28 protein-coding genes are annotated in these 26,450 nt (G+C 71.2%); 9 read left to right on the top strand and 19 right to left on the bottom strand.

From position 1 onward, the window contains the following. Window positions 1–7: 7 nt before the first annotated feature. A complete protein-coding gene (locus tag KUV85_RS09860; protein ID WP_219959720.1) occupies window positions 8–1,441 on the bottom strand; it encodes an MFS transporter in 1,434 nt (477 codons plus the stop codon). Window positions 1,442–1,651: 210 nt separating this feature from the next. On the opposite strand from KUV85_RS09860, the gene KUV85_RS09865 reads away from it, so the two are divergent. Genes KUV85_RS09865 through KUV85_RS09875 form a run of 3 tightly spaced genes read left to right on the top strand, consistent with a single transcriptional unit; the run spans window position 1,652 to window position 2,893 of the window. Continuing rightward, window positions 1,652–1,834 carry a hypothetical protein gene (locus tag KUV85_RS09865; RefSeq protein ID WP_219959721.1) on the top strand — a complete coding sequence of 61 codons (183 nt, stop codon included), beginning with the start codon at window positions 1,652–1,654 and terminating at the stop codon, window positions 1,832–1,834. Further along, complete coding sequence (locus KUV85_RS09870; RefSeq protein ID WP_219959722.1) at window positions 1,831–2,448, top strand: redoxin family protein; 618 nt, start codon at window positions 1,831–1,833, stop codon at window positions 2,446–2,448. Before KUV85_RS09865 ends, KUV85_RS09870 begins: the two co-directional genes overlap by 4 nt. 58 nt (window positions 2,449–2,506) lie before the next feature. Beyond that, a complete protein-coding gene (locus KUV85_RS09875; RefSeq protein WP_219959723.1) occupies window positions 2,507–2,893 on the top strand; it encodes a hypothetical protein in 387 nt (128 codons plus the stop codon). Window positions 2,894–2,897: 4 nt separating this feature from the next. Here the strand turns inward: KUV85_RS09875 and KUV85_RS09880 are convergent, their stop codons facing one another. From KUV85_RS09880 to KUV85_RS09890, 3 genes are read right to left on the bottom strand one after another with little or no spacing between them, the layout of a single operon-like run. Continuing rightward, window positions 2,898–4,112, bottom strand: a complete 1,215-nt coding sequence (locus KUV85_RS09880; RefSeq protein WP_219959724.1) for a 2-oxoadipate dioxygenase/decarboxylase — start codon at window positions 4,110–4,112, stop codon at window positions 2,898–2,900. Beyond that, window positions 4,109–5,632 carry an L-piperidine-6-carboxylate dehydrogenase gene (locus KUV85_RS09885; RefSeq protein ID WP_219959725.1) on the bottom strand — a complete coding sequence of 508 codons (1,524 nt, stop codon included), beginning with the start codon at window positions 5,630–5,632 and terminating at the stop codon, window positions 4,109–4,111. Before KUV85_RS09885 ends, KUV85_RS09880 begins: the two co-directional genes overlap by 4 nt. A 1-nt stretch (window position 5,633) precedes the next feature. After that, a complete protein-coding gene (locus KUV85_RS09890) occupies window positions 5,634–6,710 on the bottom strand; it encodes a saccharopine dehydrogenase family protein (protein ID WP_219959726.1) in 1,077 nt (358 codons plus the stop codon). 153 nt (window positions 6,711–6,863) lie between these two features. Here KUV85_RS09890 and KUV85_RS09895 point away from each other — a divergent pair, with 153 nt between their 5' ends. The 3 genes from KUV85_RS09895 to KUV85_RS09905 all read left to right on the top strand — a co-directional run bounded on the left by KUV85_RS09895 (window position 6,864) and on the right by KUV85_RS09905 (window position 9,388). Continuing rightward, window positions 6,864–8,258, top strand: coding sequence for a class II fumarate hydratase (locus tag KUV85_RS09895; RefSeq protein ID WP_237690124.1), 1,395 nt, complete (start codon window positions 6,864–6,866; stop codon window positions 8,256–8,258). Window positions 8,259–8,327: 69 nt separating this feature from the next. Next, window positions 8,328–8,675, top strand: a complete 348-nt coding sequence (locus tag KUV85_RS09900; protein WP_237690274.1) for an ArsR/SmtB family transcription factor — start codon at window positions 8,328–8,330, stop codon at window positions 8,673–8,675. Then, window positions 8,672–9,388 carry an aquaporin gene (locus KUV85_RS09905; RefSeq protein ID WP_219959728.1) on the top strand — a complete coding sequence of 239 codons (717 nt, stop codon included), beginning with the start codon at window positions 8,672–8,674 and terminating at the stop codon, window positions 9,386–9,388. The genes KUV85_RS09900 and KUV85_RS09905 overlap by 4 nt, the downstream gene beginning before the upstream one ends. 9 nt (window positions 9,389–9,397) lie before the next feature. Here KUV85_RS09905 and KUV85_RS09910 read toward each other — a convergent pair whose 3' ends face one another. The 12 genes from KUV85_RS09910 to KUV85_RS09965 all read right to left on the bottom strand — a co-directional run bounded on the left by KUV85_RS09910 (window position 9,398) and on the right by KUV85_RS09965 (window position 21,473). Further along, entirely contained in the window at window positions 9,398–9,667 is a 270-nt protein-coding gene (locus KUV85_RS09910) for a GlsB/YeaQ/YmgE family stress response membrane protein (RefSeq protein WP_219959729.1), read from the bottom strand. A gap of 44 nt (window positions 9,668–9,711) precedes the next feature. Further along, window positions 9,712–10,350, bottom strand: coding sequence for a transglycosylase SLT domain-containing protein (locus KUV85_RS09915; protein ID WP_219959730.1), 639 nt, complete (start codon window positions 10,348–10,350; stop codon window positions 9,712–9,714). Window positions 10,351–10,403: 53 nt separating this feature from the next. Next, the gene (locus tag KUV85_RS09920) at window positions 10,404–11,306 is read right to left on the bottom strand and encodes a hypothetical protein (RefSeq protein WP_219959731.1); all 903 of its coding nucleotides are present in this window, start codon (window positions 11,304–11,306) and stop codon (window positions 10,404–10,406) included. A gap of 36 nt (window positions 11,307–11,342) precedes the next feature. After that, window positions 11,343–12,686 carry a PhoH family protein gene (locus KUV85_RS09925; protein WP_219959732.1) on the bottom strand — a complete coding sequence of 448 codons (1,344 nt, stop codon included), beginning with the start codon at window positions 12,684–12,686 and terminating at the stop codon, window positions 11,343–11,345. A 262-nt stretch (window positions 12,687–12,948) separates the two neighbouring features. Continuing rightward, entirely contained in the window at window positions 12,949–13,689 is a 741-nt protein-coding gene (gene trmB, locus KUV85_RS09930; protein WP_219959733.1) for a tRNA (guanine(46)-N(7))-methyltransferase TrmB, read from the bottom strand. A gap of 6 nt (window positions 13,690–13,695) precedes the next feature. Next, complete coding sequence (locus tag KUV85_RS09935) at window positions 13,696–14,046, bottom strand: hypothetical protein (RefSeq protein WP_219959734.1); 351 nt, start codon at window positions 14,044–14,046, stop codon at window positions 13,696–13,698. A 137-nt stretch (window positions 14,047–14,183) separates the two neighbouring features. Then, the gene (tuf, locus tag KUV85_RS09940; RefSeq protein ID WP_219959735.1) at window positions 14,184–15,377 is read right to left on the bottom strand and encodes an elongation factor Tu; all 1,194 of its coding nucleotides are present in this window, start codon (window positions 15,375–15,377) and stop codon (window positions 14,184–14,186) included. 84 nt (window positions 15,378–15,461) lie between these two features. Then, window positions 15,462–17,573, bottom strand: coding sequence for an elongation factor G (fusA, locus tag KUV85_RS09945; RefSeq protein ID WP_425299336.1), 2,112 nt, complete (start codon window positions 17,571–17,573; stop codon window positions 15,462–15,464). 68 nt (window positions 17,574–17,641) lie between these two features. Continuing rightward, window positions 17,642–18,112 carry a 30S ribosomal protein S7 gene (gene rpsG / locus KUV85_RS09950; protein WP_219959736.1) on the bottom strand — a complete coding sequence of 157 codons (471 nt, stop codon included), beginning with the start codon at window positions 18,110–18,112 and terminating at the stop codon, window positions 17,642–17,644. Beyond that, complete coding sequence (gene rpsL, locus KUV85_RS09955) at window positions 18,112–18,483, bottom strand: 30S ribosomal protein S12 (RefSeq protein WP_219959737.1); 372 nt, start codon at window positions 18,481–18,483, stop codon at window positions 18,112–18,114. The genes rpsG and rpsL overlap by 1 nt, the downstream gene beginning before the upstream one ends. 266 nt (window positions 18,484–18,749) lie before the next feature. Then, window positions 18,750–20,195, bottom strand: coding sequence for an NCS2 family permease (locus KUV85_RS09960; RefSeq protein ID WP_219959738.1), 1,446 nt, complete (start codon window positions 20,193–20,195; stop codon window positions 18,750–18,752). A 42-nt stretch (window positions 20,196–20,237) separates the two neighbouring features. Then, window positions 20,238–21,473, bottom strand: coding sequence for an MFS transporter (locus tag KUV85_RS09965; RefSeq protein ID WP_219962890.1), 1,236 nt, complete (start codon window positions 21,471–21,473; stop codon window positions 20,238–20,240). A 128-nt stretch (window positions 21,474–21,601) separates the two neighbouring features. Between KUV85_RS09965 and KUV85_RS09970 the strand changes: the two genes are divergently transcribed. After that, entirely contained in the window at window positions 21,602–21,886 is a 285-nt protein-coding gene (locus KUV85_RS09970) for a DUF2530 domain-containing protein (RefSeq protein ID WP_219959739.1), read from the top strand. Then, window positions 21,883–22,509 (top strand): class I SAM-dependent methyltransferase, encoded by a 627-nt coding sequence (locus KUV85_RS09975; protein ID WP_219959740.1) that lies wholly within the window; start codon window positions 21,883–21,885, stop codon window positions 22,507–22,509. Before KUV85_RS09970 ends, KUV85_RS09975 begins: the two co-directional genes overlap by 4 nt. A gap of 7 nt (window positions 22,510–22,516) precedes the next feature. On the opposite strand, the gene KUV85_RS09980 is transcribed toward KUV85_RS09975, so the two are convergent. Both KUV85_RS09980 and KUV85_RS09985 read right to left on the bottom strand, forming a co-directional pair. Beyond that, window positions 22,517–23,512, bottom strand: coding sequence for a hypothetical protein (locus KUV85_RS09980; protein ID WP_219959741.1), 996 nt, complete (start codon window positions 23,510–23,512; stop codon window positions 22,517–22,519). Window positions 23,513–23,520: 8 nt separating this feature from the next. Continuing rightward, complete coding sequence (locus KUV85_RS09985) at window positions 23,521–24,297, bottom strand: DUF3027 domain-containing protein (protein ID WP_219959742.1); 777 nt, start codon at window positions 24,295–24,297, stop codon at window positions 23,521–23,523. A gap of 99 nt (window positions 24,298–24,396) precedes the next feature. Here KUV85_RS09985 and KUV85_RS09990 point away from each other — a divergent pair, with 99 nt between their 5' ends. Then, window positions 24,397–25,947 carry an MFS transporter gene (locus KUV85_RS09990; RefSeq protein ID WP_219959743.1) on the top strand — a complete coding sequence of 517 codons (1,551 nt, stop codon included), beginning with the start codon at window positions 24,397–24,399 and terminating at the stop codon, window positions 25,945–25,947. 12 nt (window positions 25,948–25,959) lie between these two features. On the opposite strand, the gene KUV85_RS09995 is transcribed toward KUV85_RS09990, so the two are convergent. Beyond that, on the bottom strand, window positions 25,960–26,355 hold the full coding sequence (locus tag KUV85_RS09995; protein WP_219959744.1) for a cold-shock protein: 396 nt from the start codon (window positions 26,353–26,355) through the stop codon (window positions 25,960–25,962). Between the last annotated feature and the right edge of the window lie 95 nt (window positions 26,356–26,450).

Raw genomic sequence — 26,450 nt, forward strand, 5'->3', positions numbered from 1 at the left:
GACCGCCTCACGCGTCGGCGGTGGCCAGCTCCGGCTCGGCGTCGACGTCGGTACGCCGCCGCGGGATCGTGGCGGCGATGGCCACCCCGACCAGCGCTGCGGCCGCACTGATGACGAAACACCACCGGAAGGCGCTCTCGGTCGGCACGGCGACCGGTCCCAGCGACATCGTGGAACTGGTGAGCACCGTGGCCATCAGCGCCGAGGCGATCGTGGTGCCCAGCGAGCGCATCAGCGTGTTGACCCCGACGGCGGACCCGGCCTCGTGCGGCGGGGACGCGTCGAGGATCAGAGTCGGCATCGCGGCGTAGCCGATGCCCACGCCGGTGGAGATCACCAGCGTCGCGATCACCAGCTGCCACGGGCTCCCCATCAGGCCGAGCGCGACGACGTACCCGAGTCCGAGCACGGTGGCGCCGATCATCAGTGTCGGCTTGGCGCCGATGCCGGTGATGAGGCGGCTCGACACGGGGGCGAAGACCATCATCATCAGGCCACCGGGCGCCATCCACAGGCCGGTCGCGAGGATGCTCTGGCCGAGCCCGTAGCCCGCCTGCTCGGGGATCTGGAGGAGCTGCGGGATGACGATGGCCTGCGCCATCATGCCCATGCCGATCGCCACCGCTGCGATGTTGGTGAGCAGCACCGGCAGCCGGGCCGTGCTGCGCAGGTCGACCAGCGGCTCGCTGGTGCGCAGCTCGAGCCAGGCCCAGGCCACGAGGACGAGGATGCCGCCGACGAGGCATCCCACGGTGCGCTCGTCGCCCCAGCCCCAGGTGCTGGCCTTGGACAGCCCCACCAGGGCGAGGACCAGTCCGACGGCCAGCCCGATGGCGCCGGGTACGTCGAACCGCGCCGGTCGGGCGTCGTGGACGTGCGGCACGAGCGCGAGCACCGCGACCAGCACCAGGGCGGCCGCACCCGAGGAGACCCAGAACAGCAGGTGCCAGTCGCCCACGTCGACGATCCAGGCGGACAGCGGCAGGCCGATGGCGCCGCCGACGCCGAGGGTGGCGCTCATCGCCGCGATCGCGGTGGCCGCCAGGTCCGGCGGCACGATCTCGCGCAGCAGGGCGATGCCGACGGGGATGAAGCCCATGGCCACGCCCTGGAGGCTGCGGCCGACGAGCATGGCCGCGAGCCCGTCCGCGAGCGCGCAGACGACGGACCCGACGAGCAGGACCACGGCGCTGGCGACCAGGACGCGCTGCTTGCCGATCATGTCGGCGATGCGTCCGGTGATCGGCATCGCGACGGCCGCGCTGAGCAGGGTGATGGTCACCACCCAGGCGGTGTCCACCGCGGCGGCATCCAGCAGCCGGGGCAGGTCGCTCTGGATCGGGATGACCATGGTCTGCGTCAGCGCCGCAGTGAGGCCACCGAAGCACAGGGCGATGACCGCGAGCGACGGGCGGTCGGCACGCTGGGTGGCGTCGGGCATGCAGGTTCCCTTCCGGGGAGGAGGATCAGATTTGGTTGACAACATCAACCGTGTCAACCGCGTTGACCATACGGGACGACGCCGACCGGCGCAAAGCAGTTGTGCCCCACCCCACAGCCGCCGACCCCGGTGCCCGGTCGAGGCGTCACCGGACCGTAAGGGTCTGCCACGCCCGCGACGGCCTACCCTCGGGGCAAGGATGTGATCGTCATGATGGACATGCTGATGTCGGGCGAGGCCGTCGTACTCCTGCTCGCGCTGATCTCGATCGCGGCCGTCGTACTCGTGGTCGTACGCGTGGTGGGGGCCCGAGCCGTGCGCGGCGACCACCCGGACGACCCGGAGTACGACCCCGCGCAGCACCGACCACGACCCCCCGAGGAACCCCGATGACCCGCACCGCACTCCGCGCGCTGGCGCGACCGATCCTCGCGACCGGCCTCGTGCTGGGCCTGGCCGCCTGCTCCGGCGAGGCCGAGCCCACCGCGAGCAGCACCGCCTCCGCCACGCCGTCGGCGCCGGAGGACCCGACCCCCGCCGACGACGATGCGGCCACCGAAGGCTCCGCGGAGCCGGCGACCGCCACGCCGACGGCCGAGGCGCCGGTCCCCGAGGTCCTCGAGTTCGAGGCGACCACCGTGGGCGGGCGCTCCTTCGAGGGCGCCTCCCTGGCCGGCCAGCCCGTGGTGGTGTGGTTCTGGGCTCCGTGGTGCCCGGTGTGCCGGGGCCAGGCCGAGGAGGTGACCGACCTGTCGCAGCAGTACGGCGACCAGGTCGCGTTCGTCGGCGTCGGGTCACTCGACGGCGGCGACGCGATCGCCTCCTTCGCCGAGGACGCACCCGGGCCGACCCACCTCAGCGACCCCGACGGCGCCCTCTACCGGCACTTCGGCATCACCGAGCAGTCCTCCTTCGTGGTCCTCGACGACGGCGGTGAGGAAGTGCTGCGCACGGGGTACGGCGACGACGCCGCGATCGCCGACGCCGTGGCCGGCCTCGTCGGCTGACGACCGCCCCACAGCGGGTCCACGGCGTCCGGACAGGTTCGCGGCCCATGCTGCGGACATGGCCGCCCAGCCCCGTCACCGCACCCGCCGACACCCGTCGGCCTCGTGGCGCACCCGCGGCAGGCGTGCCGCGGCCGCCCTCGCCCTCACCGCCGCGACCCTGGTCGCGGGGGCGGCGCCGAGCAGCGCGCTCGCACCCGACGGCGCCCTCGCCGCACCGGCGGCGAGTGAGTCCACCGGGGAGGAGTCGCTGCGGGCGCGCCTGACGGCGGAGTACGCCGGCGCGGTGCCGGCCGCCGACGTCGCCTCACTGGTGGCCGGGGTGACCGACCGGCTGCAGCAGGACGCCTCGCCGACCGAGCGGTTGCTGCGCACCGCCGAGGCGATCTGCCGGCGCGCGTTGACCGACCACCTGGCCCGGGGCGTCCCACTGCCCCCGGGGTAGCCGGTCAGCGGTGGGACGCGCGCTGCTCCTCGTAGAGGTCGTAGGGGTCGGCGAGCGGCCGGCCGAGGGCCTCCCGCATCCAGTGCGCGTCGCGCGTCGCGGCTGCCTGCCCGGCGTCGGCCGCCGTCTCCCGGTCCAGGTTGGAGGCGAAGATGCCGGCCGCCGAGCGCGGCAGGAAGTCCTCGTACACGATCGGTCGGAGACCGCCCGCACCGTCGGGCACGTAGTAGGCCAGGTCGGCCTCGTGGAGCTCCGCCTCGGTGGCGGGGAACGCCTCGATCCCGTGGTCGTCGTACAACGCCCGGCCGGCGGGGGTCAGCGCGACGCCGCGCGCCTCGACCTCGCCGAACCGGACCCGCAGCGCCCCCTCCCCCAGGGTGCCGTCGGGCTCGCGGAAGGTGCGCGGCTCGGCCAGGGCACGGAAGGAGGTCTGGCGCAGCAACACGTCGGGGCGATCGGTCCGCGGCGGGCCCTGGATGGCATCGATCATCGTGATGCCGCGGTCGGTCATCCGGGCGTAGAGCTCATCGATGTCCAGCACGCGGGGCGTGAGGTGGTTGATGTGGGTCGAGGTCACGCCGCCGATGTCGGCCGCGACACTGGAGACCTCCTCCAGCCGGTCGTACCACGCCCGGTCGATCGGCTCGGGCGAGAGCGCGAAGGCGGCGGTGGCGAGCTCGAGGAAGCGGTCGGCGTCGTCCTCGGCGAGTCCGCCCTCGGCCTCGGCACGGTCGGCGAGCGCGAGCAGCTCGGGCGCGAACAGCTCGCGGGCGGCCAGTCGCTCCCCCAGCTCCGCGGTCAGCGACTCGTCGAAGAAACGGCGGTCGTCGGCCACCAGCACCGAGGTGAAGACCCGGAACGGGTTGGCCGCGAGCTCGTCGACCTCGGTCGGGCGGAACGCCGTCGAGACGACCGGGATCGGCACGGTGGCCTCCCGCAGGTCGTAGAAGCCCACCGGGTGCATGCCGCACGCCCCGAAGACCCGCGCCACCTGGGCCAGCTCCTCGGCGGTCCCGACCCGGATCGCGCCGTGACGCTCGGCGGTCACCCGGTCGATGGTGCCGAGCCGCTCGGCCTCCTCGCCCAGGCGCTCGAGCACCTCGGCGTTGACCTCCTCACTGACCTCCACCAGCGTCGTGTACGCCGGCACCTCGGTGCCGTAGAGGTCGGAGAGGCTGCGGGCGAAGCGGGCCCGCAACTCGGTCGGGCCGACCCTCATCCGAACTCGACTCCCTGTGCCAGCGGCAGCTCGTCGGAGTAGTTGACCGTGTTGGTCGCGCGGCGCATGTAGGCCTTCCAGGCGTCCGAGCCGGACTCCCGGCCACCGCCGGTCGCCTTCTCACCGCCGAACGCGCCGCCGATCTCGGCACCGGACGGGCCGATGTTGACGTTGCTGATGCCGCAGTCGGAGCCCGCGGCGGACAGGAACCGCTCCGCCTCCCGCACGTCGCGGGTGAAGATCGAGGCGGACAGGCCCTGCTCGACGCCGTTGTGCAGCGCGATCGCCTCGTCGAGGTCGTCATAGCCCATCACGTAGAGGATCGGCGCGAAGGTCTCGGCGCGGACGATCTCGGTCTGCTCGGGCATGTCGACCACCGCCGGCTGGACGTAGTGCCCGTCGCCGGCGACGCCGTCGTGCGCCCCGCCGCCGGTCACCACCTTGCCACCGTCCGCACGCGCGGCCTCCAGTGCGGCTCCGAACGCCGTGGCGGACGCCTCGTCGATCAGCGGACCGACGAGCGTGCCCTCCTCCAGCGGCGAACCGATCGGCAACGTCTCGTACGCCGCCCGCAGCCGCTGGACGACCTCGTCGCGGATGGAGTGGTGCACGATCAGGCGGCGCAGCGACGTACACCGCTGGCCGGCGGTGCCGACGGCGGAGAAGACGATGCCGCGGACCGTGAGGTCGAGGTCGGCCGACGGGGTCACGATCGCGGCGTTGTTGCCGCCGAGCTCGAGCAGGTAGCGGCCGAGCCGACCGGCGACGCGGGGGGCGACCTGGCGACCCATCCGGGTCGACCCGGTGGCGGAGAGCAGCGCGACGTCGCGGTGGTCCACGAGCGCCTCGCCGACATCGGCGCCGCCGAGCAGCACCTGGGAGAGCCCGGCCGGGGCGTCGACGCGACGCGCGGCCTCCTCCAGCAGCGCCTGGCAGGCCAGGGCGGTGAGCAGCGACTTCTCCGAGGGCTTCCACACCACGGGGTCACCGCACGCCAGCGCGACGGCGGTGTTCCAGGACCACACGGCCACCGGGAAGTTGAAGGCGGTGATCACGCCGACCACGCCGAGCGGGTGCCACTGCTCCATCATGCGGTGGCCGGGCCGCTCGCTGGCGATGGTGAGGCCGTGGAGCTGGCGGGACAGCCCGACGGCGAAGTCGCAGATGTCGATCATCTCCTGGACCTCGCCCAGGCCCTCTGAGCGGATCTTGCCGGCCTCGACGGTCACCAGCGCGCCGAGGTCCTCCTTGTGCTCGCGCAGCAGGTTGCCGAGCTCGCGAACCAGCTGGCCGCGGACCGGCGCCGGCGTGGTGCGCCACTGCTCGAACGCCGCACCGGCGGTGGCCACGGCGTCGTGGACGTCGACCGGCCGGTGGGCCGGCAACCGTCCCAGCTCGGAGCCGTCGATGGGTGAGCGGCAGACGAGCTCGCCGTCACTGGTGAAGGGGTCGCCCGCCCCGATGCGCTCGAGGGCGCCGCGGGCCACGGCGGCCGGCGTACGCGCGTCCTGTGCGGTCATGTCAGATCCTCCCCTCGACGGCGAAGCGCTTCCCGGCGCGCGTCGCGGTCAGGTCGTCGAATGCGATGTCCTCCTGCCGGATGAAACCAGACGCCGGCAGGGTGCCGTCGGCGACCATCTCCACGACGCCGGTGACCGAGCAGGCGGTGGTCCACGAGATCGCCCGCCAGGTGCGGCCCCCGATCTCGAGCGGCAGGTAGCCGCGGACGAAGTCCTCGCGGTGGGGTCGCCCGTCGCGGGTGCCGTCGACGGCGGCGTAGAAGAACACGATGTCGTGGGTGACCGGCGGCTTGGCGGTGGTGAGCAGTCGGCAGGCGAGGTCGAAGTCGGACCGCAGGCCGAGCTCGTCGAAGAGGAACCGCATCTGCTGGAAGTGCCCCGGGTAGCGCAGCGACTTGTAGTCCAGCCGCTGGGCGCGCCCCTCGAGGGTGCGGCACATGGTGCCGAGCCCGCCGGAGGTCAAGGCGGCCTCGAACTCGACGCCGCCGAGCACGATCCGCTCGGTCTCCGACATCGCCGGCAGCCACGTACGGCGGCCGCCGCGGAGCACCTCGCAGTCGTTGAGGTACTCGTTGACCACGCCCTCGGGGGACCAGTTGAAGGCGTAGCCCAGCAGGCCCGCGGGGTGGCGGGGCAGCGCGCCGACGCGCAGCTCGACCGAGCGGATCTCCTCGAAGGTGGCGGCCAGCGAGGAGCCGACGATCCCGATCAGGCCGGGCGCGAGGCCGCACTGCGGCGCGAAGACCGTGCCGGGGTGCTGCTCGGCGAGTTCCATCACCCGGTTGGTGGTGGGCACGTCCTCGGTGAGGTCGAAGTAGTGGGTGCCCACCTTCGCGGCGGCCTCGGCGACCGCGACGTTCAGGGCGTACGGCAGGCAGGACACCAGCGCGTCGACGGCGCCGAGCGCCTCGGCGAGCGCGTCGCCGTCGGTGACGTCCAGCGGCCTCACCTCCGTTCCCGGAGGTGGCGCGGCGTCATACGCGACGACGTCGAATCCGGATTCCGTCAGCATGTCGACGACGAGTTCGCCGACGGTGCCGATCCCGAGGACAGCGACCGATCGAATGCTCCGTTGCATGTCGCGAACGTTAGGCAGATCACACCGAGAACTCCATCCCCGGCCCTCGCCGCATCGACAACGTTTCGGCAACGGCGGCCCGCCGGGGCCGCACGGGTTGGTCACGGAACGGTCACTGGCCCACGCGACGGGCGCGCGAGTAGCGTCGGGAGGGTGAGTGAGAACGACTACCGCATCGAGCACGACTCCATGGGCGAGGTCCGCGTCCCGGCCGACGCGCTGTGGCGGGCCCAGACCCAGCGCGCCGTGGAGAACTTCCCCATCAGCGGGACCCCGATCGAGCCGGCGCTGATCCACGCACTCGGCCACGTCAAGGCGGCCGCGGCGCGCGCGAACGCCGACCTGGGGGTGCTGGAGGGTCCGATGGCCGACGCGATCGTCGCCGCCGCGGGGGCCGTCGCGGCGGGTGAGCACGACGACCAGTTCCCCATCGACGTCTTCCAGACCGGGTCGGGCACGAGCTCGAACATGAACGCCAACGAGGTCATCGCCTCCCTGGTAGCGGCGGCCGGCGACGTCGAGGCGCACCCCAACGACCACGTCAACGCCAGCCAGTCCAGCAACGACACCTTCCCCACCGCGATCCACGTCGCCGCCACGATGGCCGTGGTCGCCGACCTCCTCCCGGCACTGGACGTGCTGGCCACCTCGCTCGAGGCGAAGGCCACCGAGTTCGCCGGGCTGGTGAAGTCCGGTCGCACCCACCTGATGGACGCGACGCCGGTCATGCTCGGCCAGGAGTTCGGCGGGTACGCCGCCACCGTCCGCCACGCCGCAGAGCGGCTCGAGGGGGTCCTCCCCCGGGTCCGCGAGCTGCCGCTGGGCGGCACCGCCGTCGGCACCGGGATCAACACCCCCGACGGGTTCGCCCCGGCGGCGATCGCTGCCCTCGGGGAGGCGACGGGCCAGGAGTTCACCGAGGCCCGCAACCACTTCGAGGCCCAGGGTGGGCGCGACTCGCTGGTCGAGCTGAGCGGCGTGCTGAAGACGCTCGCGGTAGGGCTGACCAAGATCTGCAACGACCTGCGGTGGATGGGGTCGGGCCCGACGACCGGTCTGGCCGAGATCCGGCTGCCCGACCTCCAGCCCGGCTCCTCGATCATGCCGGGCAAGGTCAATCCTGTGCTGCCCGAGGCGACCGTGATGGCGTGCATGCAGGTCGTGGGCAACGACGCGACCGTCACGGCGGCCGGCGCGAGCGGCAACTTCGAGCTCAACGTGGCGATGCCGGTGATGGCACGCAACGTGCTGGAGTCGGTGCGCCTGCTCTCGACCAGCATGCGCACCCTGGCCGAGCGCTGCATCGACGGCATCGAGCCCGATGCGGAGCGCATGCGCCGCTACGCCCAGTCCTCGCCGTCGGTGGTGACCCCCCTCAACGCCCACATCGGCTACGAGGAGGCCGCGAAGGTCGCCAAGCAGGCGCTCGCGGACGGCGCGACGATCCGCGAGACGGTGCTCGCGATGGGCTACGTCGAGCGCGGCGTGCTCACCGAGGAGCAGCTCGACGCCGCCCTCGACGTGGCGTCGATGACCAACAGCGACTGAGCGACACCGCTCCGCGTCCCGCCCCGAGTGGCGGTCCATATCGACCTATGTCAATATTCACGCGTGTCGATGCCTTTGGAGATGACCCCGACCGAGACCGTCGCGTGCTGTGCACCGCTGGTCGCGACGCCACTGACCGCGGACCAGGCCCGCACCATCGCGCCGATGATGAAGGCGCTGGCCGACCCGGTCCGACTGCGACTGCTCTCGCTCGTCGCGTCGCACGCCGACGCCGAGGCGTGCGTGTGCGACCTGCTGGAGGCCTTCGACCTCTCCCAGCCCACCATCAGCCACCACCTCAAGGTGCTGCACGACGCCGGGCTGCTCACCCGCACCAAGCGCGGCACCTGGGTCTACTACGCCGTACGCCGTGACGTGCTGACCCACCTCGGCGCCCTCATCGGGGGTCAGGCATGAGCGCCCCGGCGCGGGACCTGCCGCGCAGGGCGACCGCCGAGTTCGTCGGCACCGCGTTCCTGGTCGCCGGCGTCGTCGGCTCCGGGATCATGGCCACCCGCCTCTCCCCCGACGACGTCGGCCTGCAGCTGCTGCAGAACAGCATCGCGACGGGGGCGATCCTGGTGGCGCTGATCCTCACGCTGCAGCCGGTCTCGGCCTCGTTCAACCCCGTCATCACCGGCATCGAGGCGGCACTGGGTGCCATCTCGTGGCGCGAGGCGGCGGCGCTCTCGACGGCCCAGGTCGCCGGCGGGATCACCGGCTCGGTGGCGGCCAACCTGATGTTCGACCTCGACGCGGTCAGCTTCGCGACCACCGACCGGACCGGCGGCGGGCTCTGGCTGGCCGAGGTCGTGGCGACCCTGGGACTCGCGCTCATCGTCTTCGGCGGGATCCGCACCGGCCGCACCGAGACGGTGGCGTTCGCGGTCAGTGGCTACATCGCCGCCGCCTACTGGTTCACCGCGTCCACCTCGTTCGCCAATCCCGCGGTCACGATCGGGCGGATCTTCTCCGACACCTTCGCGGGCATCGACCCGGCATCGGTGCCGGTGTTCCTGGCCATGCAGGTCGTCGGTGGCGCAGCGGCGTACGCGCTGGTGCGCTACCTCTACCCGTCCTTCACGCGCGACGACGTCGCCGACCCCACGACGGGACGCGGGCCGGGCTGAGGACGTCGCTCACTTCCGGTCGCCGGCGAACACCGGCGCGAAGGCCAGCAGGGCGATCGCGGCGATGACGGCGAACACGAATCCCCAGAAGTTGAGCTCGGTGATCGAGCCCTTGCCGATCAGGCTCGCCGCGACGCCGCCGACCAGTGCCCCGGCCATGCCGAGGACGGCGGTGAGCTTGAAGCCGAGCTTGTCGCGTCCGGGCTTGACCACGCGGGCGACGTAGCCGATGACCACGCCGATGAGGAGGAAGCCGAGCAACTGGATGATCGCGTTCATGGCCTCACCCTAGACACCGTGCCGCGCCTCCCGATCGGTGCGCCTCAGTACCAGTTGACGCGCTGGCTGTGGCCCCACGCCGCGCACGGCGAGCCGTAGCGGTCCTGGATGTAGCCCAGCCCCCAGGTGATCTGGGTGCGCGGGTTGGTCGCCCAGTCCGATCCCGCCGAGGCCATCTTCGAGCCGGGCAGTGCCTGCGGGATGCCGTGGGCACCCGAGGACGGGTTGCGGGCTGCCGGGTTCCAGCCCGACTCCTTCTGCCACAAGCTGTCGAGGCAGCCGAACTGGCTGGCGCTGAAGCCGAAGTCGCCCATCAGGGCACGGGCGATCGTGCGCGGGTCGGAGCCCTCCAGCGACTCGGTGCGGGTCTCGGCCTGCGGCTTGCCCGGGTCGAGTCGGGCCGACTTCTCCGGGTCCGCGGGCTCGCGGCGGTCACTGCGGGAGACCACCGCCTGCCGCTCGACGTCGGGCGTGGTCTCCACGGCCTGCAGGTCCACCACGGCGCCGAGGTCGCCGGAGACGCTGCCGGCGCCGGGCTGACCGAGGACGCCGACCCCGACGGCGCTGCCGGTGATCAGGGCAGCGGCGGCGCCCAGGCCCGCCTTGGCCAACCAGGCCGGCCGGGCAGGCTTCGCCGCGCGCCGTCGGGCTCCGTGGGAGCTGCGGTGCGGTGCAGATGACATGCGATCAGGATCCGGGGGTCGGGGACATGGTCGTGCTAGCTGCTGCAAGCACACTACGCAGGGGCCGGGCGGAACCACGATTCCGCGCGGTGTGAGGTGAGGCTCAGTGGTAGCGCTCCCCCGCCCAGTTGCAGGCCCAACGGGTACGTGCCGGCCGAGGGAGTGCTGATCCCCTCGTTGCGGTCGTGGGCGTTGGGCTCCGACGCCTCACCACGGGTGCCGTTGAGGTTCCAGGAGCGGACCCAGTCCATCTGCATGCGGCTGCGGTTCATCTGCTTGCCGTTCTGGGCCTGCATCTTGAACCGGATGGTCAGCGGCGTGCCCGAGATGGCCTCGGGTCGCTCCTCGATCCCGACGATGTGGGCGTCGATGAACCAGGTGATCCGGTCGGGAGTGATCTCCACACCGAAGGTGTGCCACTCGTCGTTGCCGATCCGCAGCGGGTGCTTGTCGCGGAACTCGTTGTCCTTGCGGGTGCGGGCGTAGGTGCGCACCGCGTTCCACCGGATCCGGTACTTCTCCAGCGCCACGTTGCGGGCTCCGCACCACTGGTTGCGGCCCACCTCGGGCACCAGTTCGGTGACCACGGAGTAGTTGTCGGCGGCGTTGCCGTAGCGGCGCAGCCGCAGCCTGGTCTCCCACCGGCCGTAGGCCGCCCCGCCGCGCTTCAGCGTGGCCCGGACCGTGCCCCGGTCGCCGGTGTTGAGGGTCAGCATGCCGTTCTGGTTGCGGACGTTGCCGCCGTGGCGCAGGCCGGCACCGCTGGCCTTCCAGTCCGACCCCAGCGCGCCGTGGAACTCCTCGCGCCAGCGCAGCGAGCCGTGCTGCCACCACCCGTAGGTGTTGTACGCCGCGGTGGGGCCGGGTGCCGGTCCGGCGTGGTCGGCCGAGGCCGGCGCCGTGAACAGCGCGGCCAACAGCGCAAGGGCGAGCAGGGGGGCCGAACGACGAAGCATCGGGCCAACCTACGTCATCGTCCGGCCCCGCTGCCCTCAAACGCCGGAATGCTCCAGCATCTCGGTGACCAGGGCGGCGATCGGCGAGCGCTCCGAGCGGTGCAGCGTCACGTGGCCGAACAGCGGGTGTCCCTTCAGCTTGTCCACCACGGCCACGACACCGTCGTGGCGGCCCACCCGGAGGTTGTCGCGCTGGGCGACGTCGTGGGTGAGCACCACCTTGGAGTTGGCGCCGATCCGGGAGAGCACCGTGAGCAGCACGTTGCGCTCCAGGGACTGCGCCTCGTCGACGATGACGAAGGAGTCGTGCAGCGAGCGGCCACGGATGTGGGTCAGCGGGAGGACCTCCAGCATGCCGCGGTCGAGGATCTCCTCGATCACGTGCCGCGAGGTCAGGGCACCGAGGGTGTCGAACACCGCCTGCGCCCAGGGCGACATCTTCTCCGACTCCGAGCCCGGCAGGTAGCCCAACTCCTGACCGCCCACGGCGAACAGCGGGCGGAAGACGACGACCTTCTGGTGCTGCTGGCGCTCCAGCACGGCCTCCAGCCCGGCGCACATCGCGAGCGCCGACTTGCCGGTGCCGGCCCGCCCGCCGAGCGAGACGATGCCGACGTCGGGGTCGAGCAGCAGCTCCAGGGCGATGCGCTGCTCGGCGCTGCGGCCGTGGATGCCGAACGCCTCACGGTCCCCGCGGACCAGGTGGACCTGCTTGTCGGGACCGATCCGTCCCAGTGCGGTGCCCCGGTCGGAGAGCAGGACGAGCCCGTGGTGGCAGTTGAGGTCGCGTGCTTCCTCCAGGTCCAGCGAGCCGTCCTCGTAGAGCTCGTCGAGCTGGTCCGCGGTCACGTCCATCTCGGCCATGCCGGTGTAGCCCGTGGCGGGGTCGGCGTCCTTGCCGGCCTCACCCCGGTACTCCTCGGCGGAGAGCCCGACGGCGGAGGCCTTGATCCGCAGCGGGAGGTCCTTGGAGACCAGCGTGACGTCGTGGCCCTCCCGGGAGAGGTTGTGCGCGACGGCGAGGATGCGGGTGTCGTTGTCCCCCAGCCGGAACCCCGAGGGCAGGGTCTCGGCGTCGGTGTGGTTCAGCTCCACGCGGATGGTGCCGCCGGCGTCACCGATCGGCACCGCGGTGTCGAGGCGCCCGTGGGCGACACGCAGCTCGTCCAGCGACCGCAGGGCGGTGCGGGCGAAGTACCCCAGCTCGGGGTGGTGGCGCTTGCCCTCGAGCTCGGTGATGACCACGACCGGCAGCACGACCTCGTGCTCGGCGAACCGCCGGAGGGCGGACGGGTCGGCGAGCAGGACGCTGGTGTCGAGCACGTAGGTACGGCGTTCGGTGACCGGGGTGCTCGCGCGGTCAGGACTGGAGTTGGTCATGGTGCACCTCACCGGACCGTGCGCGCACCCACGCGCGGCCCTTCTGCGCGTGGATGGACCGGGAACCGTGGTCGTGGCTGGCGCAGCAGCCTGCCCGAACGCCGGAGTGCCGGCGCCTGTCCGCCCTCTCGAGGGCGTCGTGGTCGTTGGTCAACGAACGGGCCTTCCCGATGATGGCGAGCTTCCCCACCCGCCACTGATGGTGAAGTTACGCCGCGAAGCCAACCGTTTGCGGCGACACGCGGATACCCCGTTGTGAACGTCAGGTGACGCGGCGGTAGGTGAAGTCGGTGATCGCGCGCCCCGCCGCGACGCCGCGGCGCTCGAACTTGGTCACCGGACGCTCGTCCCACCGAGGGACGATCCCGCCCGCCAGGGACGGTTCCGCGTCCAGGACCTGGTGCATGTGGTCGGCGTAGTCGGCCCAGTCCGTGGCCAGGCGCCATCGCCCGCCCGGCACCAGCCGGGACGCGACGACCTCGGCGAACCCCGGCTGGACCAGGCGTCGCTTGTGGTGGCGGGTCTTGCGCCAGGGGTCGGGGAAGAACGTCCAGAGCTCCTCGACGCTGTCCGGCGCGAGGACGTGCCGGAAGGCCCAGGCGGCGTCGACCCCGCACAGCCGGACGTTCTCGGCGCCGACGTCGGCGAGCCGGCCCATCGTGGCGGCCATGCCCGGCCGCCACACCTCGAAGGCGAGCACGTCGTGGCCGGGCCGTGCGGCGGCCAGGGCCGCGGTCGCCTCCCCGATGCCGGAGCCGATCTCCACGATCAGCCCGTCCCGGTCTGCCGGACCACGGCCGAACCAGTCGGCGAGGTCGAAACCGGCGTCCTCCAGGGCCTCGTCGGGGATCACCCAGCGCGCGTGGTGGGCCTGCCACGCCGCGGCCTGCCCGGAGGTCATCCGGTCCCCGCGGCGTGCGTAGCTGAGGACCTCACGGCGCCGCCGACCGTCCTCGGTGAGGCGGTGGTGCGGACGCGCGGGTGGGATCGGGTCGTGGCTCACGGCGGCTCAGCGACCGGTGGCGGCCATGGTGCCGAACCCGGCCACACCGACGATGACGATGGCGGCGGCGAACACGAGCACGGTGATCGCGAGGATGATGGTGCCGGCGATGCCGAGCGCCCAGCCGACGGTCACCTGGGTGCTGCCGCCGATGGTGCCCTGTGCGGCCTCGATCTCCTTGCGGGCGCGCCCACCCATGACCAGCGCGACCGGCCCCAGGAGCTGGCACAGCGTGATGCCGAGGACCCCCAGGACCAGGATCAGCGTCGCCTGCGGGTGCTCCGAGGGCGGCGGTCCCCACGGACCGCCGGGCCCCGCCGGCGGCTGGTAGGGGTTCTGCGGCGGCTGCTCACTCACCCGCGCATTCTCCGGCGCCGTGCCGAGTCGGCGCAAACTCGGCACTCCGAGACCGTCGTACGGCGAGCGGACGGCCCGGAAACGCAAAGGACCCCCGAGCCGTGCGGCTCGGGGGTCCTCCGACTGCGTTCAGTCGATCACTTGGTGATCTTGGTGACGCGGCCCGCGCCCACCGTGCGGCCACCCTCACGGATGTTGAAGGTGAGCTCCTCCTCCATGGCGACGGGCTGGATCAGCTCGACGCTCATGTCGGTGTTGTCGCCCGGCATGACCATCTCGGTGCCCTCGGGGAGGGTCACGACGCCGGTCACGTCGGTGGTGCGGAAGTAGAACTGCGGGCGGTAGTTGTTGAAGAACGGCGTGTGACGGCCGCCCTCCTCCTTGCTCAGGATGTAGACGCGCGCCTCGAAGTCGGTGTGCGGGGTGATGGAACCCGGCTTGCACACGACCTGGCCGCGCTCGACCTCCTCGCGCTTGGTACCGCGCAGCAGCAGACCGACGTTCTCACCGGCCTGGCCCTCGTCGAGGAGCTTGCGGAACATCTCGACCCCGGTGATGGTGGTCTTCTGCGCCTGCTCCTTGATGCCGAGGATCTCGACCTCTTCGTTGACCTTGACGACGCCACGCTCGATACGGCCGGTGACGACGGTGCCGCGACCGGTGATGGTGAAGACGTCCTCCACCGGCATCAGGAACGGCTTGTCGAGGTCACGCTGCGGCTCGGGGATGTACTCGTCGACGCGGTCCATGAGCTCCGCGATCGAGTCGACCCACTTCTGCTCGCCCTGCAGGGCCTGGAACGCCGAGACCTGCACGACCGGCAGGTCGTCGCCCGGGAAGTCGTACTCGGTCAGGAGGTCACGGACCTCCATCTCGACGAGCTCGATGAGCTCGGCGTCGTCGACCATGTCGCACTTGTTCAGCGCGACGACGATCGAGGGCACGCCGACCTGGCGCGCGAGCAGCACGTGCTCACGGGTCTGCGGCATCGGGCCGTCGGTGGCGGCGACCACGAGGATCGCACCGTCCATCTGCGCGGCACCGGTGATCATGTTCTTGATGTAGTCCGCGTGACCCGGGCAGTCGACGTGCGCGTAGTGGCGGTTCTCGGTCTGGTACTCGATGTGAGCGATCGAGATCGTGATACCGCGCTGGCGCTCCTCGGGAGCCTTGTCGATGTCCTCGAACGGCGACTCCTCGTTGAGCTCGGGGTGCTTGGTGTGCAGCACCTTCGAGATCGCCGCGGTCAGCGTGGTCTTGCCGTGGTCGATGTGACCGATGGTGCCGATGTTCACGTGCGGCTTGGTCCGCTCGAACTTCGCCTTAGCCACTGGGGCTCCTCCTGATGTGATTTCCTACTGGACTCGTACTTGCTTCGGTGGTGATGCCGAGGGTCCAGGCGACCAGCCGGGTGGCTACTCGCCCCGAACCTTCTTGATGATCTCGTCGGCGATGTTCTGAGGAACCTCGGCGTACGAGTCGAACTCCATCGAGTACGAAGCCTGCCCCGAGGTCTTCGACCTCAGGTCGCCAACGTACCCGAACATCTCGGACAGCGGCACCAGAGCGTCGACGACCATGTCGCCGTGGCGCTCTTCCTGTGCCTGGACCTGACCACGTCGAGCGTTGATGTCACCGATGACCGTGCCGAGGTAGTCCTCGGGGCAGGTCACCTCGACGGCGAACATCGGCTCGAGCAGGACGGGCTTGGCCTGGCGTGCGGCCTCCTTGAAGGCCTGGTTGCCAGCGATCTTGAAGGCGAGCTCGGAGGAGTCGACGTCGTGGAACTGACCGTCCTCCAACGACACCTTCACGTCGACCATCGGGTAGCCGGCGAGGATGCCGAACTCCATGGCCTCCTGTGCACCCTCGTCCACGGACGGGATGTACTCCTTGGGCACGCGGCCACCGGTCACGTTGTTGACGAACTCGTAGCCCGCGCCCGCGCCGGTCTCCTCGTCGATGCTCGGCTCGAGGGTCATGATGACCTTCGCGAACTGGCCCGAACCACCGGTCTGCTTCTTGTGCGTGTAGCTGTGGTTCTCGACCTTCCGGCGCAGCGTCTCGCGGTAGGCGACCTGCGGCGCACCGACGGTCGCCTCGACCTTGAACTCCCGCTTCATGCGGTCGACCAGGATGTCGAGGTGGAGCTCGCCCATGCCACCGATGATGGTCTGGCCGGTCTCCTCGTCGGTCGCGACGGTGAAGGTCGGGTCCTCGTCCGAGAGTCGCTGGATCGCGATGCTCAACTTCTCCTGGTCGCCCTTGGTCTTGGGCTCGATGGCGACCTGGATCACCGGGTCCGGGAACGTCATGGACTCCAGCACGACCGGGTTGGACTGGTCGCACAGCGTGTGACCGGTCTTGGTCTGCTTCAGGCCCATGACGGCGACGATCTGCCCCGCACCCACCGACGCGATCTCCTCGCGCTTGTTGGAGTGCATCTGGTAGATCTTGCCGATCCGCTCACGCTTGCCGCTGACCGGGTTCAGGACCTGGCCACCGGCCTCCATGACGCCGGAGTAGACGCGGACGTAGATCAGCTGACCGAGGTGCTGGTCGGCGGCGATCTTGTACGCCAGGGCCGCGAGCGGCTCCTTGTCGCTGGGCTTGCGGACGACCTCGACCTCTTCGTCCTTGGGGTCGTGGCCCACGATGCCCTCGACGTCCAACGGCGAGGGCAGGTAGTTGATGACCGCGTCGAGCAGGGTCTGCACGCCCTTGTTCTTGAACGCGGTGCCGCACAGGACCGGGTTGACCTTGTCGGCGATCGTCGCGCGACGGATCGCGGCGTGCAGCTCGTCGACGGAGATGTCCTCGCCCTCGAGGTACTTCTCCATGATGTCGTCGTCGGCCTCGGCCAGGGTCTCGAGCAGCTTCTCGCGGTACTCCGCGGCCTGCTCGGCGAGGTCGGCCGGGATCTCCTCGGTCTCGTACTGCTCACCGAGGCCGGTCTCACCGCGCCACACCTTGGCGTTCATCTCCACCAGGTCGACCACGCCGATGAAGTCGCTCTCGGCACCGATCGGCAGCTGCAGCACCAGCGGGGTGGCGTTGAGCCGCTCGACCATGGAGTCGACGCAGTAGAAGAAGTCCGCGCCGGTGCGGTCCAGCTTGTTGACGAAGCACATCCGCGGCACGGAGTACTTGTTGGCCTGGCGCCACACCGTCATCGACTGCGGCTCGACACCGGCCACGCCGTCGAAGACCGCGACCGCACCATCGAGCACGCGCAGCGACCGCTCCACCTCGACGGTGAAGTCGACGTGCCCGGGGGTGTCGATGATGTTGATCTGGCGGTCCTTCCACCAGCAGGTCGTCGCGGCGGACGTGATGGTGATGCCGCGCTCCTGCTCCTGCTCCATCCAGTCCATGACGGCGGCACCGTCGTGGACCTCACCGATCTTGTGGGAGATGCCGGTGTAGAACAGGATCCGCTCGGTGGTGGTGGTCTTGCCGGCATCGATGTGCGCCATGATGCCGATGTTGCGGACCTTGGTCAGGTCCGTGGTGATGTCGACTGCCACTTTGAGTCAGTGTTCCTTCGGGGGTCGAGGATGTGACGGGGCCGGGGTCGGCTCTCGGGTACCGCTGGTCACCAGCGGTAGTGGGCGAAGGCCTTGTTGGACTCGGCCATCTTGTGGGTGTCCTCGCGCTTCTTCACCGCGGCACCGAGGCCGTTGCTGGCGTCGAGGATCTCGTTCATGAGGCGCTCGTGCATGCTCTTCTCACGGCGCGCCTGGGAGTAGCCGACCAGCCAGCGCAGCGCCAGCGTCGTACCGCGGTTGCCCTTGACCTCGACGGGGACCTGGTAGGTCGCACCGCCGACGCGGCGGGACTTGACCTCGATGGCGGGCCGGACGTTGTCCAGCGCACGCTTGAGGGTGACGACCGGGTCGGTGCCGGTCTTCTCGCGGCAGCCCTCCATGGCGGAGTAGACGATGCGCTGCGCGACCTGCTTCTTGCCGTCCTGCAGCACCTTCGACACCAGCTGGGTGACGAGCTGGGAGCCGTAGACGGGGTCGACGTCGATCGGACGCTTCGGTGCGGGGCCCTTGCGCGGCATTACTTCTCCTTCTTCGCGCCGTAGCGGCTGCGCGCCTGCTGACGGCCCTTGACGGCCTGGGTGTCCAGCGAACCGCGGACGACCTTGTAGCGAACACCGGGCAGGTCCTTCACACGGCCGCCGCGGACGAGCACGATCGAGTGCTCCTGGAGGTTGTGGCCCTCACCCGGGATGTAAGCGGTGACCTCGATGCCGCTCGACAGGCGCACACGGGCGACCTTGCGGAGGGCAGAGTTCGGCTTCTTCGGGGTGGTGGTGTAGACGCGGGTGCAGACGCCGCGGCGCTGCGGGGAGCCCTTGAGGGCTGGCGTCTTGTTCTTCGCCACCTTGTCGTGGCGGCCCTTGCGGACCAACTGCTGAATGGTGGGCACCTGGTGGTTCCCTTTCGGTCTGGTCTCAGTGCCCGACGATCTGCCGGACACGGGAGTACTGCTGTGGTCTTCGTGCCATGGTGGCCCGCCCTGTTGAGGGCATGCGCAACGTGCCCGACGAGTCAGGCACGAGAGTCGAGATTACTCGCCCGCCCGTCGCGGTCAAAATCCGAGCACCCTGCGCATCTGCGAGGAGGTCGAGCCGCGGCCGCGACCGAGGCACGAGGTCGCGACGCCGGGTGTCGAGGCCCGAGCACGCTGGGGCGTCAGGTCAGCCACGCGGTGATCGGGTCGATGGCGAAGTACACCACGAACAGTGCCGAGATCAGCCACAGCAACGGGTGGACGGTCCCGGCCTTCCCGCGGACGACCTTGAGGAAGGTGAAGGCCAGGAATCCGGCGCCGATGCCGGCGGTGATGGAGTAGGTGAACGGCATCAGGATCACGGTGAGGAAGGCCGGGATCGCGATCTCCACGTCCTGCCAGTCGATGTCGGTGATCTGCTGCATCATCAAGAACCCGACCAGCACGAGCGCGGGCACCGCCGCCTCGGACGGGATCATCGCCACGAACGGCGCGAGCACGATGGTGGCGAGGAAGAGCACGCCGGTGACGACCGAGGACAGGCCCGTGCGGGCGCCCTCCCCCACGCCGGAGGCGGACTCGATGTAGGCGGTGTTGGACGAGACGCCGGCGGCGCCGCCGGCGACGGCGGCGAGGGAGTCGACGACCAGGATGCGCTGCGTGCGCGGCGGCATGCCCTGCTCGTCGAGCAGGCCCGCCTCCGCACCGATCGCGGTCATCGTGCCCATCGTGTCGAAGAAGTCGGCCAGCAACAGCGAGAACACCAGCAGCACGACGGCGATGAAGCCGGCGTTCTGCCACGACCCCAGCAGGCTGAACTGGCCCAGTGTGCCGAAGTCGGGCGTGCGCCACGGGTCCTCGGGCACCGCCGGCACGGTGAGCGCCCAGGCGTCCCCGAGGTCGGCGGCGGCCTCGATCGCGATGGCCACGACGGTCATCGCCAGGATCGAGACCAGGATCGCTCCCCGGACGCCGCGGGTCCACAGCGCGAAGACCAGCAGCAGGCCGACCATGAAGACCACGATCGGCCAGCCGCTGAGGGTGCCGTCGTCGCCGAGCTGGACCGGCACGGTGGTCTGGGCCGCGTCGGGGACGCGGGTGACGACGCCGGCTCCCACCAGCCCCACCAGCGCGAGGAAGAGGCCGATCCCGACCGAGATGGCCACCTTGAGCTGGCGCGGGATCGCGCGGAACACCGCGGTCCGGAAGCCGGTCAGCACCAGCACCAGGATGATCACGCCCTCCATGACGACCAGGCCCATGGCGTCGGCCCAGGTCATCTGCTGGCTGGCGACGATCGCTGCCAGGAACGCATTGAGGCCGAGTCCGGTGGCGACGGCCAGCGGGAAGTTCGCGACCACCCCCATGAGGATCGAGAGGACACCGGCGACGAGCGCGGTGCCGGCAGCGATCGCGGCCAGGTTGGGCTCGCTGCCCCCGGCGAGGAACTCCCCGTCGAGATCGGCGATGAAGCCCAGGATCAGCGGGTTCAGCACCACGATGTAGGCCATGGTGAAGAAGGTCACCACGCCGCCACGGACCTCACGAGCGAGGGTGGAGCCGCGTTCGGTCACCTGGAAGAAGCGGTCGAGAGCAGCAGGCTGGGCCGAGTTCACGAGCCGCAGCATCGCATGTCCTGCCCGCCCACAGACGTGGCCCCTCGACCCGCGTCAGGCAGCGGTGACGGCCGGCACCCGCTCGTGGGTCGGCGTACGCCGCCGGGTCGCCTCGTGGACCAGCAGCGCGAGGAGCACGCCGAGCAGCACGAGCACGCCGCCGACCACCAGCGTCCAGCGGGCACCCCACTGCTCACCGATCCAGCCGATGACCGGGGCCCCGAGCGGGGTGCCGCCCATCAGGATCGTCATGTAGATCGCCATCACCCGTCCCCGCAGGTCGGGGTCGGACTCGATCTGCAGGGTGGCGTTGGCCGAGTTCAGCAGGGTGATCGTGGCCAGGCCCAGCAACGGGCAGAACAGCACGAACAGCAGGTAGGTGGGCTGGACCGCGGCCGCGATCAGTGCGAGCCCGAAGCCGATCGCGGCCACGAAGAGCAGCCGGAGGCGCACTCGCGTGCGGCGGGCGGCCAGCAACGCACCGCCCAGGGAGCCGACCGCCAGCGCGGAACCGAGCACCCCGAACTCACTGGCGCCCTTGCCGTAGACCTCGGTCGCCATCAGGGCGGAGGTGATGGTGAAGTTCATGCCGAAGGTGCCGACGAAGAACACCAGCACCAGGATCATCAGCATCTTCGGCTGCCCGCGGAGGTACACGAGGCCGTCGCGCAGCATGCCGCGCCTGCGGCTCGACGGGCGCGTCGAGAGCAACCGACCCGGATCCATCCGGTGCAGCTGGCCGATGACGGCCAGGTAGGAGACGGCGTTGAGGCCGATCACCCAACCGGTCGCCACCATGCCGCCACCGAGGGTGCCGATCAGCAGCCCCGCGAGGGCGGGACCGACCAGCCGCGCGGTGTTGAACGCGGCGGAGTTGAGGCCGATCGCGTTGGGGACGTCGTCGGGCCCGACCAGCTCGGAGACGAACGCCTGCCGAGCCGGGGCGTCGAACGCCGCGCCGGTGCCGAAGGCGAAGGCGAGCACGTAGACGTGCCAGGTCTGGGCCGCGCCGAGGATCGCGATGACGGCGAGCACCGCCGCCGCCAGGGCCATCGCGGCCTGGGTGACCTGGAGCAGTCGCCGCTTGGGGAAGAGGTCGGCCACGACGCCGGCGTAGGGCGAGAGGAGCAGGATGGGCAGGAACTGGAGCCCGGTGGTGATGCCGAGCTCGGACCCGCCGTTGCCGGGGATGCTGAGGACCAGCCAGTCCTGCGCGATGCGCTGCATCCAGGTTCCGATGTTGGAGACGACGCTCCCGGCGAGGTACAGCCGGTAGTTCGGGTGGGACAGGGATCGGAACGTGGGACTCGTGGTGCCTCCTCCGGACGCGCGCGGACGATGGGGTCAACACCGGCGACCGTCCCGACATTCCCGCGGCGCCCCACGGCCGCGACTGGCACGCTGTCTACGATGGCGCCGTGGACCTGAGCGAGGAGGAGCCGGACCGGCACGAGATCGGCAACCGCACCTACTTCATCGCCCCCGTGGAGCCGCTGGACGTCGACGGCGTCCGCACGGTCCAGGTGGGCACCCTGCTGTTCTTCGTGGCCTTCGTCGGGCTGCTGCCCTTCTACGGCCGGCTCGAGGAGCGCGACCAGACCTGGGTGCTGTGGATGTGCCTGGCCGGGGTCGGGCTCGGACTGCTGGGGGCGGAGTACTGCCGCCGTCGCCGCAACCACCGCGCCGCCCGCGAGGCGTCGTGACCGGCCTGCCGCCGACCCGGTGGGCGCTCGGCGGGCACCGCAACGCCGGCTACGGCGAGCGGTTCGCCGAGATGATCGCCGATGGCAAGGACGTCGCCGGCGAGGCCCGACTGGCCGACGCCCTCGCCGAGCGCGGGGCACGCATCCTCGACGCGGGATCGGGCATGGGCCGGGTCGCGGCGTACCTGCAGGCGGCCGGGCACCGGGTGGTCGCCGCCGAGCCGGACCCCACGCTCGTGGCACAGTCCCGAACGACCTACCCCGACCTGCCGGTGCTCCCCCACGAGATCCTCGAACTCACGCCCGAGGTGCTGGCCGGGGCCGGCCAGCCGACCGCCTTCGACCTCGTCGTGGTGGTGGGCAACGTGATGACCTTCGTGGCCAAGGACACCGAGGTGGCGGTCCTGGAACGGCTGGCGTCCCTGCTGGCTCCGGGGGGCCGCATCCTGCTCGGCTTCCACCTGCGGGGCGGTCCGGCCTCGGCTCGGTCCTACGCCCCCGAGGACTTCATGGCCGACGCGACCCGCGCGGGGCTCACCGTCCAGCACCGGTTCGGTGGCTACGACCTGCGTCCGGTCGATGACGAGTACGCCGTGTGGGTGCTCTCCGGTGCGGCGCAGTGACGCCGGATCACGTCACCTGCTCGAGCACCGCTTCGGCGGCGAGCCATTCGCCATCGACGATGTTCAGCGTCACCTCGAGCAGATAGGTCGCCTCCACACGCTCCCCGCTGCGGTTGCTGGTCACCGTGCCCGAGGCCGCGACGAGCAGTTGCGCCGCGGTGGGGAGGAAGATCGTGACGCCGACGGCCTCGACGTCGATGTCGAGGACCGATCCGTCCCGGCGGGCTCTGCGGCGCAGGTCGTCGTACTCCCGCTCGTACTGCGCCCCGAGGCTCTCGGTGACCAGGTTCTGGAGTCGCTCCTGACGTCGCCCCATGGAGCGGTGGTCGACGTTGAGCAGCGTCGTCGCGAACTCGGTCGCCCTGGACATGGCCGCGCGCCGCGCTGGGTCCGATTCCGAGACCTGGGTCCCGCGGTCGAAGGCGAGGTCGTCCACGAGCCATCCCTCGCCGTCGCGTACGAGATCCACGACCACCCACTGGCGGAACGGGTCGGACCGATCGCCGTCGGCCTCGACCCGCACCGAGTTCGCAAGGACGAGCACCGACATCCGGTCCGGCGTGCCTCCGGCCACCGCGGTCTCCTCCACCGTCAGCACGGTCCGCACCGTGCCCGGGGGCATCGAGGAACGAATCTCCTGGACGGTGCTGCGGTAGTCCTCGGCGTAGGCGTCGGTCATCAGCCGGGCCGCGGCTGCGTCGTCACGATCGGCACCGTTGCGCTCCAGGCCGGCGATCTCGGACAGCGCCAGGTCCGCGAACCGCCGAGCGCTCGACCGCTCTTCTTCGGTGGGTCCCGCCGCTGCGGACCCGCGGCTCACCGGGAACGTGACGTCGGCTGCGGCCGGGCCGCGTTCGGCCCGTGCTCCGTCGTAGGCGTCGACCAGCGCCCAGGACGCACCACCCAGGGCCGCGACTGCCAGGAGGCTCCCGACCACGACGAGCGCGATCCCGGCGCGGCGTCGCACCGGCGCGACCGAACGCGCGTCGACCCCGGACTGCACGCCGGGGCTCAGAAGAGCTCGAGCTCGTCGAGGGTGAGGGTGTCGAAGACGTGCTCGGGCAGCGGCCGGGCACGGTGCTTCTTGGCCAGGCGCACCTCGGAGTGCGCGCCGCAGCCGTGGTCGAAGGCGACGACCTTGCCGTCGTCGTTGGCGTCACCGTTGGCGCAGACGCCGAAGCGATCCGCCAGCGGTCCGGCGAGCCGGACGAGGAAGCCACAGGAGTGGCAGCTCTCCGGAGCGGAGCGCGCCAGGGGCGCGTCGGGGCCGGCGTTGTTGGCCAGCCACCGCTCCGCGGTGCCCGCCCGCCCCTCGGGCGACATCGTGCGCACGCGCCCGAGGCCGAGGTCCTTGGCCACGGTGCGGATCTGTGCCTTGTCGTCGGCGTCGAGCGGGTCGTCACCGAAGGAGTAGGTCGGCACGAGCCGGGGGTCGTCGTCGGCCACCGGCAGCAGGTCGCCCGGCGAGAGGTCCCCGGGCTGGATGCGGTCCCGGTAGGGCACCCAGTCGGGCGCGGTGATGGCGTCCTCGCCGGGCAGCAGCACGACCTCGTCCACCGTCACGCGCCGCTGACGGGAGGCGCGGGTGACGGTGACCGCCCAGTGCCAGCCGGTGTACCCGGCCCGCTCACAGGCGAAACGATGGGTCACGACGCGCTGGCCCTCGCCGACCGTCCCGAGGTGGGGACCGACGTCGGCGGCAGGCACCTCCTCGACCAGTGCGGCGTGCGCCTGGTCGACGGCGGCCGCGGCGGCAGTGTCCACGCGGTGGCGGGCAGCAACGGTCATGCGCCCCATCATCACCCATCGGTGTCGGAGGGGTCGATTCCGGGTCCGCACCGGTGCACCCCGCGTGTCGCTGCGGTGCCACCCGGCAAGATGGGGCCCGTGAGCGAAGGACGGGACCACAGGAACGATGCCCCGGGCGGACCGCCGCCCGGCGCCCCTCCCCCGCCCTCCTCGTCCACGGACCGGCCGGCCGGGTCCGGGTCGGCCGGCTCGGGACCGTCGCGGACGCGAGCACTCGGTGACGGCGCGAAGGCGACGGCACGCGGCCTGGCCGCGGCCGGACGGGTCACCGGCCGGGCAGGGCGTACGACGATGCACCGCGCCCGCCGCGCCGCGAACGCCGAGGGCGCCGACCGGTCGGGCCTGAACCGGCTGATCGAGCTCCACGTGTGCAACGCCGCCGGCGACACCGCGGTCGCGATCGCGCTGGCCGGCACCATCTTCTTCTCCGGGGCCACCAGTGAGGCGCGCACCCAGGTCGCGCTCTTCCTGGTGCTGACCATGCTGCCGTTCGCGGTCGTCGCGCCGTTGATCGGTCCGTTCCTGGACCGCTTCAGCCACGGTCGTCGCTGGGCCATCGGCGGCACCTTCGCGATCCGCGGGTTCCTCTGCTGGGTGCTGGCCGGCCTCGTGGCGGTCGAGTCGGTCTGGATGTACCCCGCCGCCCTCGGCGTACTGGTCTCCTCCAAGGCCTACGGCGTCACGCGCGCCTCGGCCATCCCCCGCCTCAAGCCCGAGGGGATGGAGCTGCCCAAGGCCAACGGCCGCGTCTCCCTGGCCGGCGTCGTCGGTGCGTCGGTGTCGGCACCCCTGGCGGGTGCGGCGTCGTACTTCGGCTCCGACTGGGCGCTGCGCTACGCGTTCCTGGTCTTCGTGCTCGGCACCATCGCCGCCATCGTCCTCCCGGCCCAGGTGGACTCCCGGGCAGCCGACGCCCCTGCCGGTGAGCAGCCCCGACGCGCCATCAACCCGCCCAGCGTCGCCTTCGCGCTGCGCGCCAACTGCGGTCCGCGCTGGCTGTCGGGCTTCCTGACGATGTACATGGCCTTCCTCCTGCGCGACAACCCCATCGACGGGTGGGAGGAACGCGGCACCCTGCTGCTCGGGCTCGTGGTCGGCGCCGCCGGCCTCGGCAACGCCCTGGGCATCCTCACCGCCTCACTCGCCCGTCGGATCTCGCCCACGGTGACGCTGGTGGCCATGATGCTCCTCGACGTCGGCGTGGTCGTGGTCGCCGGCGTGCTCTACGGCCTGCTGCCGGTGGTGCTGCTGGGGCTCACCGCCGGGCTGGCGCAGTACCTCGCGAAGGTCTCGCTCGACGCCACGATCCAGACCGAGATCCCGCACCGGTCCCACGCGAGTGCCTTCGCGCGTGGCGACACCACGCTGCAGCTGGCGTGGGTCGTGGGTGGCTTCGTCGGCATCGTGATGCCGTTGATCCCGCGGGTCGGTCTCGGCATCGCTGCCCTACTGCTCGCCGGATGGGCGGTCTACGTGCTGCGCACCCGTCCCCGCGGGACCGGCCCGGACGCGGACGGCCCCGGACACCGGCCCGGGCAGCACACCGAGCCCGCCGGCACCGACACCACGCCGCGTCCCGCCAACGGCGGTACGCCGCCACCTCCGCCGCCGCCCCCACCCGCACGCTGAGGGCCGGTCGGGTCAGAGCTCGAGCTGGTCGGCGAGGGCCCGGAGCAGCTTCGCGGTCGGCTTGGCCGTGCGCGTCTCGGGGTGACGACCCCGGCGGTAGGTGCCCTCGACGTCGTCGAGGAGCTTGATCAGGTCCTCGACGATGGTGACCATCTCCTCGGGCTTCTTCCGCTTCGCGCGGTCCTGGTTGCGGGCGACCGACGCCGGCTTGTCCAGGAGCCGCACCTGGAGCGCCTGGTCACCGCGGCGGCCCTGGGCGATGCCGAACTCGACACGCGTGCCGGACTTGAGGGCGGTGACGCCGTCGGGCAGCGCGTCGGACCGGACGTAGACGTCCGGTCCCTCGGCCTGGGAGAGGAATCCGAAGCCCTTCTCCGCGTCGTACCACTTCACCTTGCCAACCGGCACGGCTCCAACCCTTCGTCTGCGACGGCGCCCGGCGGCTCCGGGCGGCCCGAACGCGCATCGTAGGTCATCGCCGGTGACGCCGCCGAACGCGTTTC

It is taken from the genome of Nocardioides panacisoli (assembly GCF_019448235.1).
In the GTDB taxonomy this organism is placed as follows: domain Bacteria; phylum Actinomycetota; class Actinomycetes; order Propionibacteriales; family Nocardioidaceae; genus Nocardioides; species Nocardioides panacisoli_A.

Coding starts and splice junctions, on each gene's coding strand:
- KUV85_RS09860 (WP_219959720.1), bottom strand. CDS start 1,441: ATGCCCGACGCCACCCAGCGTGCCGACCGCCCGTCGCTCGCGGTCATC.
- KUV85_RS09865 (WP_219959721.1), top strand. CDS start 1,652: ATGATGGACATGCTGATGTCGGGCGAGGCCGTCGTACTCCTGCTCGCG.
- KUV85_RS09870 (WP_219959722.1), top strand. CDS start 1,831: ATGACCCGCACCGCACTCCGCGCGCTGGCGCGACCGATCCTCGCGACC.
- KUV85_RS09875 (WP_219959723.1), top strand. CDS start 2,507: ATGGCCGCCCAGCCCCGTCACCGCACCCGCCGACACCCGTCGGCCTCG.
- KUV85_RS09880 (WP_219959724.1), bottom strand. CDS start 4,112: ATGAGGGTCGGCCCGACCGAGTTGCGGGCCCGCTTCGCCCGCAGCCTC.
- KUV85_RS09885 (WP_219959725.1), bottom strand. CDS start 5,632: ATGACCGCACAGGACGCGCGTACGCCGGCCGCCGTGGCCCGCGGCGCC.
- KUV85_RS09890 (WP_219959726.1), bottom strand. CDS start 6,710: ATGCAACGGAGCATTCGATCGGTCGCTGTCCTCGGGATCGGCACCGTC.
- KUV85_RS09900 (WP_237690274.1), top strand. CDS start 8,328: ATGCCTTTGGAGATGACCCCGACCGAGACCGTCGCGTGCTGTGCACCG.
- KUV85_RS09905 (WP_219959728.1), top strand. CDS start 8,672: ATGAGCGCCCCGGCGCGGGACCTGCCGCGCAGGGCGACCGCCGAGTTC.
- KUV85_RS09910 (WP_219959729.1), bottom strand. CDS start 9,667: ATGAACGCGATCATCCAGTTGCTCGGCTTCCTCCTCATCGGCGTGGTC.
- KUV85_RS09915 (WP_219959730.1), bottom strand. CDS start 10,350: ATGTCATCTGCACCGCACCGCAGCTCCCACGGAGCCCGACGGCGCGCG.
- KUV85_RS09920 (WP_219959731.1), bottom strand. CDS start 11,306: ATGCTTCGTCGTTCGGCCCCCCTGCTCGCCCTTGCGCTGTTGGCCGCG.
- KUV85_RS09925 (WP_219959732.1), bottom strand. CDS start 12,686: ATGACCAACTCCAGTCCTGACCGCGCGAGCACCCCGGTCACCGAACGC.
- rpsG (WP_219959736.1), bottom strand. CDS start 18,112: ATGCCGCGCAAGGGCCCCGCACCGAAGCGTCCGATCGACGTCGACCCC.
- KUV85_RS09960 (WP_219959738.1), bottom strand. CDS start 20,195: ATGCTGCGGCTCGTGAACTCGGCCCAGCCTGCTGCTCTCGACCGCTTC.
- KUV85_RS09985 (WP_219959742.1), bottom strand. CDS start 24,297: ATGACCGTTGCTGCCCGCCACCGCGTGGACACTGCCGCCGCGGCCGCC.